Origin of the sequence: Phenylobacterium sp. SCN 70-31, from assembly GCF_001724605.1 — a bacterium.
Taxonomy (GTDB): domain Bacteria; phylum Pseudomonadota; class Alphaproteobacteria; order Caulobacterales; family Caulobacteraceae; genus Phenylobacterium.
The window spans coordinates 110174-122710 of record NZ_MEEX01000001.1; the positions used below are offsets into that span (position 1 = coordinate 110174).

Genomic DNA, 12537 nt, shown 5'->3' on the forward strand with positions numbered 1-12537 from the left:
CCTACTCGGCCGCCGCAAGGGCGGGGGTGGGCGTGGCGACCGGCGTGGCCAGCGGCGCGGGCGCCGCGCTCGGCATGCGGATCGTCCGCCACAGGTTGAAGGACATGATCACCGCGCCGGCGAGGTACATGAGGCCCCCGACCGTCCGGATGACGTTCTCGACGTGCTTGGCCGCAACGGTCTCGACGAAGGCGTTCGCGAGGTAGCCCTGCGGCGTGTATTCCCGCCACATCAGGCCCTCCATGATGCCGGAGACCCACATCGCGGCGATGTAGAGGAGGATGCCGGTGGTCGCGATCCAGAAGTGCCACTCGACCAGGGCGTTCGAGTAGAGGCGATCCTTCTTCCACAGCCAGGGGACCAGGCAGTAGATCGCGCCGAAGCTGATGAAGCCCACCCAGCCCAGGGCGCCGGAATGGACGTGGCCGATGCCCCAGTCGGTGTAGTGGCTGAGCGAATTGACCGCCCGGATCGACATCAGCGGGCCTTCGAAGGTCGCCATGCCGTAGAAGGCGATGGCCACCACCATCATCCGGACCACCGGGTCGGTGCGCAGCTTGTCCCACGCGCCCGACAGCGTCATGAGACCGTTGATCATGCCGCCCCAGCTCGGCATCCAGAGCATGATCGAGAAGGTCATGCCCAGGGTCTGGGTCCACTGCGGCAGCGCGGTGTAGTGCAGGTGGTGCGGGCCGGCCCAGATGTAGATGAAGATCAGCGACCAGAAGTGGACGATCGACAGCCGGTACGAATAGACCGGCCGTTCCACCCGCTTGGGCACGAAGTAGTACATCATCGCCAGGAAGCCGGCGGTGAGGAAGAAGCCCACGGCGTTGTGGCCGTACCACCACTGGACCAGGGCGTCCTGGACACCGGCGTAAGCCGAATAGCTCTTCGCGTGCAGCAGGCCCACGGGCAGAGCTGCGTTGTTCACCAGATGCAGGATGGCGATGGTGACGATGAAGGCCAGGTAGAACCAGTTGGCCACATAGATGTGGGGCTCCTTGCGCTTCCAGATCGTGCCCAGGAACACCAGCAGGTAGGCGACCCACACGATGGTCAGCCACAGGTCCACGTACCACTCGGGCTCGGCGTACTCCTTCGACTGGGTGATCCCGGCCAGATAGCCGGTGGCCGCCAGCACGATGAAAAGCTGGTAGCCCCAGAAGACGAACCAGGGCCACGCGCCGCCCGCCAGCCGCGCCTTGCAGGTGCGCTGGACCACGTAGAAGGACGTGGCGATCAGGGCGTTGCCGCCGAAGGCGAAGATCACCGCCGAGGTGTGAAGGGGGCGCAGACGGCCGAAGTTCAGCCACGGCGCCTCGGGCCAGTAGAAGACTTCGGGCCAGCTCAACTGAGCGGCGATGACCACCCCGGCGGCGAGGCCGGCGACGGCCCAGAACATGGTGGCGATCACGCCGGCGCGGATGACACCGTCGGCATAGCGCGTCGGATCGGCGCGCATCCGGCCGCTGGCGATGGCCACCGACAGGATCAGGAACGCGCCGACGAAGCCGGCGATCATCACCCAGCCGTGGAACCGGAAACTGGGGTCGGGGCTGAAGGCCGTGGCCACGATGGCGGCCAGGGCGGCGAGCCCGGTGAAGACGTAGAGGACGACGGCGTCGAACGGCGTGTCGTCGCGTATGGAAAGAGCCTGGGTCATGGAGTCCGCGGCGTGAGCTGAAAGAGTCGCCTTGATCCAGGTCAAGGCAGCCCCGCGCGCCCCACGGCATCCTGGCTTCGTTATCGGAGACCGACGATGCGCCGCACGATGCGCTTCCGCGCCGCCCTCACCGAAGACCGGCTGTTCCGGACCGGCGCCGCCCTCACGGGCGCGACGCTGACGGCCAGCGCGATCCTCGCGGCGGATCTGGCGCGGATGCACATGGCGTCGATCGGCACAGTCTGTGGCGCCGGCCCCCACCCCCATTGTGGTTGGTGCCTCGGCGCGGCGAGCCCGGTGAAGACGTAGAGGACGACGGCGTCGAACGGCGTGTCGTCGCGTATGGAAAGAGCCTGGGTCATGGAGTCCGCGGCGTGAGCTGAATCGGCTCGAAAAGCCGGTTTGTTCGAGATCAAGGCCGGATCCCGCGAAGCCTGAGACCTCTCCCCCGCGGCCACGGCCGCCAAGACAAGGGGATAGACATGAGACACTCTCTCGCCGCCGCCGGGATCGCGGCGCTCGTCTTCGGAGCCGCGGCCTCCGGCGCCGTCGCCCAGGATATCCGACCCAAAGCCAAGGGCGTCGTGATCCTGAACGTCCGCGTCACCGACGTGGCGCCGCAGGGGAGCGACCCGATCTACACCCTCGCCGGCGCGGCCACCGGTCTGCGCGCCAAGGCGAGCTACGACGTCATGCCGACGCTGGGCGTGACCTATTTCCTCACCGACAACGTGGCGGTGGAAGCCATCGCGGGAACCACCAGGCACACCGTTCGCGCCAAGGGACCGGCGACGGACATCAAGGTGCGGGACACCTGGGTCCTCCCGCCCGTCGTCTCGCTCCAGTATCACTTCGCCCCGACCGCGAGGATCAGCCCGTATGTGGGCGCGGGGGTGAACTACATGTTGTTCTACGGCGGCTCGGACAAGAACGGGTTCGACCTCGCGATCGACGACGGGTTCGGCGCGGCCCTCCAGGCGGGAGTCGACATCGCCACGGGCGAGCGCTGGGCGGTGAACCTCGACGTGAAGAAGATCTTCTTCGACACCGACGCGAAGGACGCCGTCAACGGCCTCAAGACGAAGGTCACCCTGGACCCCTGGGTGATCTCGGCCGGTCTCGGCTACCGCTTCTGACCGTTCGGCCGTCGGCGGCTTGACGCCGATCAAGGCGGGCGCGGGCCGTCCGCCCTCCGATGGCCGCGGACCATACCGGAGGCTCGGATGAACGCGATCGACCAAAAGCTGGACTCCAGCGCCGCACATGCGGCGCTGGAAGCCGTGGCCCGAGCCTTCGCAGGCGGGCCGCACCGTGTCGACCTCGCGTGCGACACCGGCCTCGACCTGCCGGCCGGCGACGTCGCCGCGCTGGGCGAGATCGCCGCCGTCGCGGTCGAACTGACGATCGCCCGAGCCTTCCCAGACGGACGCGCAGGCCACGTCTGGATCCGCCTGACCCGCGACGGCGGGCGCATCAAGCTCAGCGTCAGCAACGACGGCATGGGCGCGCCCGAGGACGCACCAGAGGGCTTCGGGCGGATCGAGGCGCTGGCCGCCCGCCTCGGCGGCTTCGCCCGCGTGGGCGCCCGCCTGTTCGGCGGCAGCGAGATCGCAGTGGTCTACCGCGCCGGCCAGGACCTCTCGCGGGCCTGAAGCTCGGCCTCGAGGATCGCGCGTTCTTCGGGCGTGTTGGCCCCGCGCAGGCGCAGCGCCGCGGCCTGGGGGACCGGCGGCCGCCGCAGGCCCGCCCGCTCCAGCACCCCTCCCAGCGCGCCGCCCGCCTCCCCGCCCGGCGGCAAGGCGCCGAGGTCCACGACGAACGGAAGGTGCAGGCCCGCGTAGGCCGCGCCGGGCGACGGCGCCGACACCAGCGGCGCGAGGTCGGCCGCGCTCAATGTGGGCGCATCCACCGCCAGCACGAGCATCCGCGCCAGACCCTGCGCCGCCAGCGCCCGCGCCCCGGCGGCCACTGCAGCCGTCGGCCCCAGGCCGGGTTCGGGATCGGGCGCGCCGGGCAAGCCGTGATCGTCGCCCCCGACCGTCAGGACGACGGTGGCTCCTGCGTTTCGCGCAGTCTCGGCCAGGCGCTCCACAGCCGGTCTGCCGGCCCAGATCAGGCGGGCCTTGTCGACGCCCATCCGCGTGGAGCGCCCCCCGGTCAGGATGATGGCGCCCAGGTTCATGTCCCTTTTTGCCTCGGTCGCCGGCCGCCCGGCAACCGCACGGCCACGCTCACGCCTCAGCGGGGTCGCAGGAACCTGGCGACGACGGCGCCGGCGATCGCGAGGTTCAGCGCCATCGCCGCCGCGCTCATGACGAGACGCCCGACGGGGCCGGCGCCGGCCACCTCATACGCCAGCAGGCTCCAGGGCAGGCTGAGGCCGAACACCACCGCGAGCGCGACGCGACCCGGTCCGGGCCCCATCCATCCGACCGCCACGACCGCACCCGCCGCCAGCGCCGCCGCGCAGGCGGCGACGTAGGCGATGCATGCCAACCGGCCCGTCAAGCCGGAGGCCCGCAGCAGCAGCAGAGGTGGATCATTCCTTCCTTCCCGAACAGCCTTCGGAAGGTTGCACCCGCCTCATCACGCCCGCCAGCATTTGTTGCATGAGACGCGCAAAAGTTGTGGGCGGATACGCTCAGCCTGCCTACTCGTCGTTGGGAATATTGAGCTGCTCGCCGCACGCCTTGCAGTGCACCGCGTCCGGGTCGTGGCGCATGAGGCCGCAGGTCGGGCATGGGAACCGCACCTTGTCGGGCCGCATCAGCGTCTGAGCCAGCCGGACGAACAGGGTGATCCCCGAAACCATGATGACGATGGTGAGGAGCTTGCCCCACGCCCCCGGCAGGACGATGTCGCCGAAGCCCGTCGTGGTGATGGTGGCCATGGTGAAGTACAGCGCATCCACATAGGTCTGTATGCCGGGGTGCTCCCGCGCGAAACCGGCGTATACGAAACCCGTCACCACGAAGACGTAGGTGACCAACGTCGCCAGGGTCTTGGTCACATCCTCCACCCGGGTGTCGTCGTAGCGGCGCCCGATGGTCTCCCAGAACAGGTTGCTGTGGAACAGCGACCAGAGCCGCAGCACCCGCAGGAAGGCCAGGTTGAACAGCCAAAGCGGGAACAGCAGGGTCAGCAGGACGAACAGGTCCACCCAGAGGACCGGCCGTCGGATCAGCGTCTTCACGCTGGTGTCGGCCAGGACGCGCGCGCCCAGGTCCACCGCCAGGATCAGCGCCACGGCGTAGTCCACGACGAGATATGCGGGCGATCCCCGCAGGAACGGCGCGGCGATGAAGAAGGCGATCAGCAGGAAGTCCAGAGCGATCACCGAAAGGCGGAACCGCACCGCCCCGGGAGTCTTGCCGTGGTACAGCTCGCGCAGCTTCACGCGCAGACGCGGAAGCCGGCGCCGTTTCGCCATGTCGGCCGCCTGTTCCGTCACGCCGCGACTCCGTCCGCAAACCTGAACTTCAGACGAGTTTGCGGGTTGATCCCGCGTCGGCGCAATCCGGCGCCGGCGGAAAGTGCAGGAGAAACCCATGCCCGCCAAGTCCGCCGCCCAGCAGAAGGCCGCCGGCGCGGCCCTGTCCGCCAAGCGCGGCGACACGCCCAAAGGCAGGCTGAAGGGCGCGTCGAAGTCGATGCTCTCGATGTCCGAAGCCGAGCTGGAGCGGATGGCCTCGACGCCGCGCAAGGGCAAGCCCGAGCACGTCCGCAACTGAGGCCTTGCCGTCCGCCGCCCGAACCGGCCAACCTGCGTCCCTGAGGCCCGCCGCGAGAGCGAGGCCACGGGAGGGGAAGATGGATCGGATCACGCGGCGGGCGTTCGGCGGCCTTTCGGCGGGCGCGCTGTCGTTCGGGACGCTGGCGGCGCAGGCCCACGCCAAGGCGCCGGCGGCGCGGAGCGCATGGCCCGACGCGGTCGAGACCGCCCAGGCCATCCGGTCGGGCAAGACCACCAGCGCCGAGGCGGTCAAGGCCGCCATCGACGCCACGGTCCGCCTGCAGCCGCAGTTGGGGTTCCTGGTCGCGTCCGACTTCGACCGGGCGATCGCCAAGGCCCAAGCGCGCCCGGCGTCGGGACCTTTCGCGGGCGTGCCCTTCCTCATCAAGGATCTGGACGACTATGCGGGCCTGCCGACGAGATCCGGGTCGCGCATCCAGCTCGGCCAGCCGTCGGCGACCGCCAGCACGCCCTTCGGCGACGCCTGCGATCGCGCGGGCTTCGTGGTCATCGGCAAGTCGTCGACGCCGGAGTTCGGCTTCCTGCCGACGACCGAGCCGGTCGCCTTCGGCCCCACGCGCAACCCCTGGGATCCCGCCCGCTCCAGCGGCGGATCCTCGGGCGGAGCGGCCGTGGCGGTGGCCGCCGGCGTCGTGCCCATCGCCCACGCCAGCGACGGGGGCGGCTCGATCCGCATCCCGGCCTCGTGCTGCGGCCTGTTCGGGCTGAAGCCCTCGCGCGGCCGCATGGTCGGAACCCGCGAAGAGCAGCAGGTCTCGGACATCAGCGTCGAGCACGTGGTCAGCCGCAGCGTCCGCGACTCGGCCACCGCCTTCGCCGCCACCGAGGATGCCGGACCGGGCGCGCGGTTCGCCCCGGTGGGATTGGTCACCCGGCCGCTGCGCCGGCGGCTGCGCGTGGGCCTGATCCTCGACGGCGGCGCGGGCGACGCGCCCGACCCCGAAGTGCGGACCGCCACCGAGCGCGCCGCGAAGCTGATGGAAGGCCTGGGCCACCGGGTCACGCCGACGAAGTGGCCGATCGCCACCACGTTCATCCAGGACTTCCTGCTGCTCTGGGCCTCGGGCGCCAAGCAGATCGCCGACGCCTACGCCCAGGCCGCGGGACGTCCCGCCGACACCTCGGTGCTGGAGCCTTTCAGCCTGGGCATGGCCGAGATGGCGGCGAAGGCGGCGCCGGACGCCCTGCCCGCGGCGGTGGGACGGTTGACCGAAGCGGTGCGGGCCTATGACGCCTGGTTCGCCGACGGCGGCCTCGATGTGGTCCTGTCGCCCGTGCTGGCCGCGCCCCCGCCCCTGCTGGGCTACGTCGGCCCGAACGTGGCCTTCGACACCCTGATCGAGCGCCTGATCCGCTACGTGGGCTACACCACCCTGCACAATGTGGCGGGCGCGCCGTCGATGAGCGTGCCGCTGCACTGGACCGAGTCCGGCCTGCCGATCGGCACGCAGATCGCGGCGCGGGCCGGCCAGGAGGGCCTGCTCCTCCAGCTTGCCTATCAGCTCGAGGGCGCGCAGCCCTGGGCGCACCGCAAGCCGCCGGTCAGCGCCTGACCCGGCGGCCCGGGATGCCGTCCGCCTTCCGCGCCGGGCCATGACGGCGGCGAAGGTTCGCGCTAGTTAGCACGCCATGTCACAGGTCATCCTCGCCGCCGGCCCCATCGCCCGCGCCCGAAACGGCGTGATCGGGCGCGACGGGACGCTCCCGTGGCGGCTGAAGACGGATCTCGCCATCTTCCGCGCCGTCACCATGGGCAAGCCGGTGATCATGGGCCGCAAGACCTGGGAGAGCCTGCCGAAGCGGCCGCTGGTGGGGCGGACCAACATCGTCCTCTCGCGCGACGGTTCGTTCGAACCGCAGGGCGCGATCGTGTGCGAAGACTTCACCGAGGCCGTGGGCATCGCCCGCGAGCAGGCCGAGGACGACGGCGCGAGCGAGGTCTGCGTGATCGGCGGGGCGTCGCTGTTCGAACTGGCCTTGCCCAAGGCGCGACGGCTGTACCTGACCGACGTCGATGCCGAGGTGGAGGGCGACGTCGTGCTTTCGCCCATCGACGAGAGCCGCTGGATCGAGGTGCGGCGCGAGGCGCATCCCGCCTCGGAGGCGGACGAATATCCCTTCACCGTCCGCGTGCTCGACCGGCGCTAGAAGGACGGCCCGGACCGACGCGACGTGAGACCGGATTTCGGGCTTCACCCAGCGCGGCGGCGCAGAGATAGTCACCGCAACGACGCGGAAGGGACGACGGGATGGAACTCGAACTGGTTTGCGAAGGGCTGGCGTTTCCGGAGGGTCCGGTCGCGATGGCGGACGGGTCGGTGATCCTGACCGAGATCAAGGCGCAGCGGATCTCGCGCGTCACGCCGGACGGCCGACGCGAGACCGTGGTCGAGACCGGCGGCGGGCCGAACGGCGCGGCGATCGGCCCCGACGGCGCGCTCTGGATCACCAACAACGGGGGATCGTTCGTCTGGCTGGACAACGGCGGCCTGACCATCCCCGGCCCCACGCCGCCGGCGCACACCGGCGGCATGATCCAGCGCTACGACTTCGAGACCGGCAAGCTGGAGACGGTCTACGACTCCTGCGACGGCAAGCGCCTGGTCGGCCCCAACGACCTCGTCTTCGACAAGAGCGGCGGCTTCTGGTTCACCGACCACGGCTGCTCGACGCCTGACGGCCGCAAGAACGGCGGCGTCTTCTACGCGCGCACCGATGGTGGCCACATCCGCCAGCACCGGGGGCACATGATCTCGCCCAACGGCGTCGGCCTCTCGCCCGACGAGACGGTGGTCTATGTGGCCGACACCCAGCTCGGCCGCCTGTGGGCGTTCGACGTGACCGCGCCGGGCGAACTCGCGCCCAACCCCGGCTTCGCGCCTGGCCGGGTGATCTGCAACCTGCCCGGCTACCAGCTCCTGGACAGCCTGGCCGTGGAGGCCTCGGGCAAGGTGTGCGTGGCCACCATTATCAACGGCGGGGTCACGGCCTTCGACCCGGACGGCTCGGTCGAGCACTATCCCGTGCCCGACCTGATCACGACCAACATCTGCTTCGGCGGCGACGACATGCGCACGGCCTGGATCACCGCGTCGGCCACCGGCAAGCTCTACCGGGCCCGCTGGCCGCGGCCGGGACTGAAGCTGAACTTCAACGCATAGCCGCCGGCCCTGCGCCGGGAGGACTAATACAGCGTCGCGAGGGCCGTGCGGTCGTAGGCCTGGAGTTCCGACTGACGGCCGTCGCGGATCTTCAGCACCCACTCGGGATCCTGGAGCAGCGCGCGGCCCACAGCGACCAGGTCGAAGTCGCCGCGTTCCAGCATGGCCTCCAGGCGCTCCAGAGACGCCGGCTCGGACTTTTCACCGCCCCAGGAGGCGATGAACTCGCCCGAGAGGCCCACCGAGCCGACGGTGATGGTGGGCACGCCGGTCACCTTCTTCGCCCAGCCGGCGAAGTTGAGGTCGCTGCCGTCGAACTCGGGCTCCCAGAAGCGGCGCTGGGAGCAATGGATGACATCGGCGCCGGCGTCGACCAGAGCGCCCAGCCATGCCTCCAGCGCCTGGGGCGTGTCGGCCAGCTTCACGGCGTAGTCCTGCTGTTTCCACTGGCTGACGCGGATGATGACCGGGTAGTCTGGGCCCACCGCCTTGCGCACCGCGCGCAGGATGTCGGCGGCGAAGCGGGCACGACCCGACAGCTCCTTCGAACCGTAGGCGTCCTCCCGGACGTTCGTGCCGTCCCAGAAGAACTGATCGATCAGATAGCCGTGCGCGCCGTGCAGTTCGATGGCGTCGAAGCCCAGGGCCTTGGCGGCCGCGGCGGCGTCGGCGAAGGCGCGGATGGCGTCGGCCACCTCGGCGTCGGTCATGGGCTGGCCGAACACCTTGTCGGGACGCGAGAGGCCCGAGGGACTGTCGTAGGGGCCGGGCGGGGTCCAGGTCTCGCTGCGGGTCTTGACGGCGCCCACGTGCCAGAGCTGCGGGGCGATCTTGCCGCCGGCGGCATGGACCTCGTCCACAACACGCTTCCAGGCCGAAAGCTCGGCGTCGCCGTGGAAGCGCGGAATGTTCGGATCGTTGAGCGAGGCGGGGCGGTCGACGCCCGTACCCTCGGTGATGATCAGGCCGACGCCATTCTCGGCGCGGCGGCGGTAGTAGGCGGCGACATCGGCGGTGGCGACCCCATCGGGCGAGAACGACCGGGTCATGGGGGCCATGGCGATCCGGTTGGGCAGGTTCAGGCCCTTGATGGCGAAGGGGGTAAAGAGGACGTCGGCGGACATTTGCGCTCCCCGCATGAGGTTCAAACGGGTGTTTATCCGACCCTCACCGCCGGGCCACCCACAGATTTCCTGGCGCCGCTCCGAGAGCGTTGCTGGGCGCTGGACATCGCAGGCGCGGTCAAGGGCCGGAGATGGGGAGAGGAGCGGGTTTGGGGCGCGCGCAGCGGAGGTGACGCCTGCGGGATCGCGGAGTCCATCTTGGGATTCCCGAAATGCCCGATGGAGACGAAGGGCATGTTGAAGCCCCACCCGTTGGGGGAGCCGAGCGCTTTCGTGCTTTTCGCCTTTGGAAGGAGGGGCGCTCAGCGGCTTCGCCAGCGGATCGGTGAGGCGCCTCGAACTCGTTCGAGATCCTTCAAGCTGCGCGTCCGCCGCAGACCCGTCAGTCGCGTTTACGGCGGCGGGCCAAGAGGGCGAAGACGAAGGCGCCGGTCATGGCCGACACCGTCAGCAGCCAGTGATCACCCTGGTCGAGCCGGTAGAAACGCGAGGCGACGAGGTCGGCCAGCAGGATCACGCCGCTGGCGCTGACACCAGCCATGAGCGCGCCGCCCCCGCGGCGCAGCCGGCCCTCGGGGGGTGGCGCGCCAGATTCCTTCATCCCGCGCCTTGATCGACCGAATGCTCGGATGAGGACTCGTCCAAGGACTCGGCGGCGGGGCTGTCTGGCTCGGCCTGCGAGGCGTCGCGTTCCGCCTGGCGCGCGGCGTCCATCTGCGCCCGGCGCTCCCGGGTGGCCTCGCGGGTTTCTTCCTCGGTCGCGAGCTTGGTCCAGGCCTCGGCCGCGCTTTCATGCTTCGCCCGAAGCTGAGCCAGCGACGTGGCTTCCGCGGCTCTGGCAGCTTCCGCGGCATGGGTCCGGTACTCGGCCGACCGCTTCGAGACTTCTGACATCGCCACCTCCGAGGACATGTGAAAACGAAGCGTTCGCCAACGACACCGCCGACGAACGCCTGTTGCGGCCGTCAGGCGGCCTGCAGATTCTCGGCCGCGAGCTTGCCGCTGCGGCTGTCACGCTGAGGTTCAAAGGCGAGTTTCTGTCCCTCGTGCAGCGACACCATCCCGGCCCGTTCGACGGCGGAGATATGGACGAAGACATCGTTCGAGCCGTCTTCCGGTTGGATGAAGCCAAAGCCCTTTTGGCCATTGAACCACTTTACAGTGCCAGTTTGCATAATCGTCCCTTTCCGGACATGAGTTCTCGCACCCGAAATCGGGCGGGAAGATCAAATTTTCGGTGAGGGTCGATCTGTGATGCGGCACGTCAATTCGAAATTGAGACGCGACGCCAAGTGAGCCAAAGCGATATTTGATTTCTGGAATATGGGCTCACGAAACGAATTTCGCAAGTCTTGTCTAGAATAATACTTTTCCAATAGGGACACCCCCCTGCTATTGAGGGCCATGAGGTCAGAAGCAAGCCGCGTCGTCATCCATGTTCTCCGGCACGAAGGTGGCTGGGCCGCAGAGTTCGAAGGAGAGCTCTTCGCTTACTCCCTCGACAAGGAAATCTCCCGCGCCGGCGCTCTGCGGAGGGCCCGGACGCTGTTCGACGCCGGCCGCGCCTGTCAGGTGACGGTGCAGGGTGAAACCGCCTTCCTTCGAGGCTGAAGAACCGGGACCTCAGAATGGCCGGTGCGACAGCCGGCCGTCGCATGCCGTGATGATGCAGGCGCGGTACGCGGGCCCGCCGACGCTCAGCGGCGGGCCTTGGCCAGCTCGTTGACCGCGACCTGATTCTGAAGAGCCAGGGCCTGGAGCGCCAGGCGCGCGTAGGCCTCGGGGTCCACCTCGAAGCGTCCCGTCGCCGAAGCGTGCGAGACATAGCCCAGGCGGCCGCTCCAGGTGTCGACCGCGCGCGCGCCGGCTGCGGTCGAGACGGCGGGGCCGCGCCCCGAGCTGACCGAGCCGAATGCGCCCGGCGCCTCCAGCGAGCCGTCGACCTTGTATTCCAGGAAGCCGCCGTGCTGGCCGACACGCACGCGCCAGGGTTCCATCGAGAACCCGCCGATCACCGGGCCGCCGTGGATGCCGGGTTGGAACGAGGCCTGGGCGCCGCGGGAGACGATGGCCATCGGTCCGCCGCCGGACGCCTTCACATGGGCGTAGTTCACCGTGAAGCGCGGCGCCAGCATGGTCGCGTCCAGAACCCTCGTCATGGTGCGGACCGGCCCCAGATTGACCGGCATCGCGCTCTCGGGCCACGAGCCGAGACCTGTCGGATGGACCAGGGCGTAAGCCTGGCGGGCGCCCAGGTTCCCCATCTTCTGGATCTCGATGTCGCCGGCGCCGGCCTTGAGCTGGTCGGCGCCCGCCGCCGCCCGCCATTCCTCGGGCGTCACCACGGTGAAGCCGGCGGCCGCGAGCCGTTCCAGGAAATCGGCGTAGGCCCGGTCGGTGATCGCCTGGATGAGCGCCGGTTCGGCGCCGCTGAGCACCGTGTCGGCGCTGGCGGTCGTGTCCGTCGTCCGGGCCTGGGCTCCGGCGCTGACCATGAACGAGACCCGGTACGACGGCACGAACACGCGGGTCCGCACCTTGTCACCGGCCAGGATGTTGCGCGTGAACTTCGCCGGCGGCTGGGACGGCAGCACGATGGGCGCTGCAAGCGAGGCGGGTAGCGGCTGGGCTGCCGCAGCGCCCGCCATGCACGCCCACATTCCGGCGACGCCCAATACCCACTTCATGACCGGCTCCTGCAAACACCCAGGACGACAGGGTGCGGCCGGGAACCGGGCCGGCGCATCCCCGCATTGGATACCTGACCCGCGCGGACGAGGCCGTGGACATCCCCGCCGGACACACGAGGGGCGGGATATCCGAAGGGGGGAT

Annotated in this window: 16 protein-coding genes; 7 read left to right on the top strand and 9 right to left on the bottom strand. The window is 69.5% G+C overall.

Annotated elements, in window-relative coordinates; genetic code table 11:
• Position 1: 1 nt before the first annotated feature.
• Positions 2–1525 carry a cytochrome-c oxidase, cbb3-type subunit I gene (ccoN, locus tag ABS78_RS00560; protein ID WP_293374033.1) on the bottom strand — a complete coding sequence of 508 codons (1524 nt, stop codon included), beginning with the start codon at positions 1523–1525 and terminating at the stop codon, positions 2–4.
• A 237-nt stretch (positions 1526–1762) separates the two neighbouring features.
• Here ccoN and ABS78_RS00565 point away from each other — a divergent pair, with 237 nt between their 5' ends.
• The 3 genes from ABS78_RS00565 (at position 1763) to ABS78_RS00575 (ending at position 3318) form a co-directional block, all read left to right on the top strand.
• Positions 1763–1975 (top strand): hypothetical protein, encoded by a 213-nt coding sequence (locus ABS78_RS00565; protein WP_293373806.1) that lies wholly within the window; start codon positions 1763–1765, stop codon positions 1973–1975.
• A gap of 173 nt (positions 1976–2148) precedes the next feature.
• Positions 2149–2802, top strand: coding sequence for an OmpW family outer membrane protein (locus tag ABS78_RS00570; protein WP_293373808.1), 654 nt, complete (start codon positions 2149–2151; stop codon positions 2800–2802).
• Between the two features lie 87 nt (positions 2803–2889).
• The gene (locus ABS78_RS00575) at positions 2890–3318 is read left to right on the top strand and encodes a hypothetical protein (RefSeq protein ID WP_293373809.1); all 429 of its coding nucleotides are present in this window, start codon (positions 2890–2892) and stop codon (positions 3316–3318) included.
• On the opposite strand, the gene ABS78_RS00580 is transcribed toward ABS78_RS00575, so the two are convergent.
• From ABS78_RS00580 to ABS78_RS00590, 3 genes are all read right to left on the bottom strand, one after another.
• A complete protein-coding gene (locus ABS78_RS00580) occupies positions 3285–3848 on the bottom strand; it encodes a nucleotidyltransferase family protein (protein WP_293373811.1) in 564 nt (187 codons plus the stop codon). The two genes, ABS78_RS00575 and ABS78_RS00580, sit on opposite strands and share 34 nt — an antisense overlap.
• Before the next feature lie 56 nt (positions 3849–3904).
• Positions 3905–4162, bottom strand: coding sequence for a hypothetical protein (locus ABS78_RS00585; protein ID WP_293373813.1), 258 nt, complete (start codon positions 4160–4162; stop codon positions 3905–3907).
• A gap of 154 nt (positions 4163–4316) precedes the next feature.
• Entirely contained in the window at positions 4317–5096 is a 780-nt protein-coding gene (locus ABS78_RS00590; RefSeq protein WP_293373815.1) for a potassium channel family protein, read from the bottom strand.
• A gap of 118 nt (positions 5097–5214) precedes the next feature.
• On the opposite strand from ABS78_RS00590, the gene ABS78_RS00595 reads away from it, so the two are divergent.
• From ABS78_RS00595 to ABS78_RS00610, 4 genes are all read left to right on the top strand, one after another.
• Positions 5215–5397 (top strand): DUF3008 family protein, encoded by a 183-nt coding sequence (locus ABS78_RS00595; RefSeq protein ID WP_293373816.1) that lies wholly within the window; start codon positions 5215–5217, stop codon positions 5395–5397.
• Between the two features lie 79 nt (positions 5398–5476).
• Positions 5477–6973 (top strand): amidase, encoded by a 1497-nt coding sequence (locus tag ABS78_RS00600; protein ID WP_293373818.1) that lies wholly within the window; start codon positions 5477–5479, stop codon positions 6971–6973.
• Positions 6974–7049: 76 nt separating this feature from the next.
• Positions 7050–7568, top strand: a complete 519-nt coding sequence (locus tag ABS78_RS00605) for a dihydrofolate reductase (protein ID WP_293373820.1) — start codon at positions 7050–7052, stop codon at positions 7566–7568.
• Between the two features lie 101 nt (positions 7569–7669).
• The gene (locus tag ABS78_RS00610; protein WP_293373822.1) at positions 7670–8581 is read left to right on the top strand and encodes an SMP-30/gluconolactonase/LRE family protein; all 912 of its coding nucleotides are present in this window, start codon (positions 7670–7672) and stop codon (positions 8579–8581) included.
• A gap of 23 nt (positions 8582–8604) precedes the next feature.
• Here ABS78_RS00610 and ABS78_RS00615 read toward each other — a convergent pair whose 3' ends face one another.
• The 5 genes from ABS78_RS00615 to ABS78_RS00635 all read right to left on the bottom strand — a co-directional run bounded on the left by ABS78_RS00615 (position 8605) and on the right by ABS78_RS00635 (position 12392).
• The gene (locus ABS78_RS00615) at positions 8605–9705 is read right to left on the bottom strand and encodes an NADH:flavin oxidoreductase (protein WP_293373824.1); all 1101 of its coding nucleotides are present in this window, start codon (positions 9703–9705) and stop codon (positions 8605–8607) included.
• A gap of 382 nt (positions 9706–10087) precedes the next feature.
• On the bottom strand, positions 10088–10306 hold the full coding sequence (locus ABS78_RS00620) for a hypothetical protein (protein WP_293373826.1): 219 nt from the start codon (positions 10304–10306) through the stop codon (positions 10088–10090).
• Positions 10303–10599, bottom strand: coding sequence for a hypothetical protein (locus ABS78_RS00625; RefSeq protein ID WP_293373828.1), 297 nt, complete (start codon positions 10597–10599; stop codon positions 10303–10305). The genes ABS78_RS00620 and ABS78_RS00625 overlap by 4 nt, the downstream gene beginning before the upstream one ends.
• Positions 10600–10670: 71 nt before the next feature.
• On the bottom strand, positions 10671–10880 hold the full coding sequence (locus ABS78_RS00630; RefSeq protein WP_293373830.1) for a cold-shock protein: 210 nt from the start codon (positions 10878–10880) through the stop codon (positions 10671–10673).
• Positions 10881–11402: 522 nt separating this feature from the next.
• Positions 11403–12392: a hypothetical protein gene (locus ABS78_RS00635; protein ID WP_293373832.1), complete on the bottom strand. Its 990-nt coding sequence runs from the start codon at positions 12390–12392 to the stop codon at positions 11403–11405.
• Positions 12393–12537: the final 145 nt, after the last annotated feature.

Coding starts and splice junctions, on each gene's coding strand:
- ccoN (WP_293374033.1), bottom strand. CDS start 1,525: ATGATCGCCGGCTTCGTCGGCGCGTTCCTGATCCTGTCGGTGGCCATC.
- ABS78_RS00565 (WP_293373806.1), top strand. CDS start 1,763: ATGCGCCGCACGATGCGCTTCCGCGCCGCCCTCACCGAAGACCGGCTG.
- ABS78_RS00570 (WP_293373808.1), top strand. CDS start 2,149: ATGAGACACTCTCTCGCCGCCGCCGGGATCGCGGCGCTCGTCTTCGGA.
- ABS78_RS00575 (WP_293373809.1), top strand. CDS start 2,890: ATGAACGCGATCGACCAAAAGCTGGACTCCAGCGCCGCACATGCGGCG.
- ABS78_RS00580 (WP_293373811.1), bottom strand. CDS start 3,848: ATGAACCTGGGCGCCATCATCCTGACCGGGGGGCGCTCCACGCGGATG.
- ABS78_RS00590 (WP_293373815.1), bottom strand. CDS start 5,096: ATGGCGAAACGGCGCCGGCTTCCGCGTCTGCGCGTGAAGCTGCGCGAG.
- ABS78_RS00595 (WP_293373816.1), top strand. CDS start 5,215: ATGCCCGCCAAGTCCGCCGCCCAGCAGAAGGCCGCCGGCGCGGCCCTG.
- ABS78_RS00600 (WP_293373818.1), top strand. CDS start 5,477: ATGGATCGGATCACGCGGCGGGCGTTCGGCGGCCTTTCGGCGGGCGCG.
- ABS78_RS00605 (WP_293373820.1), top strand. CDS start 7,050: ATGTCACAGGTCATCCTCGCCGCCGGCCCCATCGCCCGCGCCCGAAAC.
- ABS78_RS00610 (WP_293373822.1), top strand. CDS start 7,670: ATGGAACTCGAACTGGTTTGCGAAGGGCTGGCGTTTCCGGAGGGTCCG.
- ABS78_RS00615 (WP_293373824.1), bottom strand. CDS start 9,705: ATGTCCGCCGACGTCCTCTTTACCCCCTTCGCCATCAAGGGCCTGAAC.
- ABS78_RS00620 (WP_293373826.1), bottom strand. CDS start 10,306: ATGAAGGAATCTGGCGCGCCACCCCCCGAGGGCCGGCTGCGCCGCGGG.
- ABS78_RS00625 (WP_293373828.1), bottom strand. CDS start 10,599: ATGTCAGAAGTCTCGAAGCGGTCGGCCGAGTACCGGACCCATGCCGCG.
- ABS78_RS00630 (WP_293373830.1), bottom strand. CDS start 10,880: ATGCAAACTGGCACTGTAAAGTGGTTCAATGGCCAAAAGGGCTTTGGC.
- ABS78_RS00635 (WP_293373832.1), bottom strand. CDS start 12,392: ATGAAGTGGGTATTGGGCGTCGCCGGAATGTGGGCGTGCATGGCGGGC.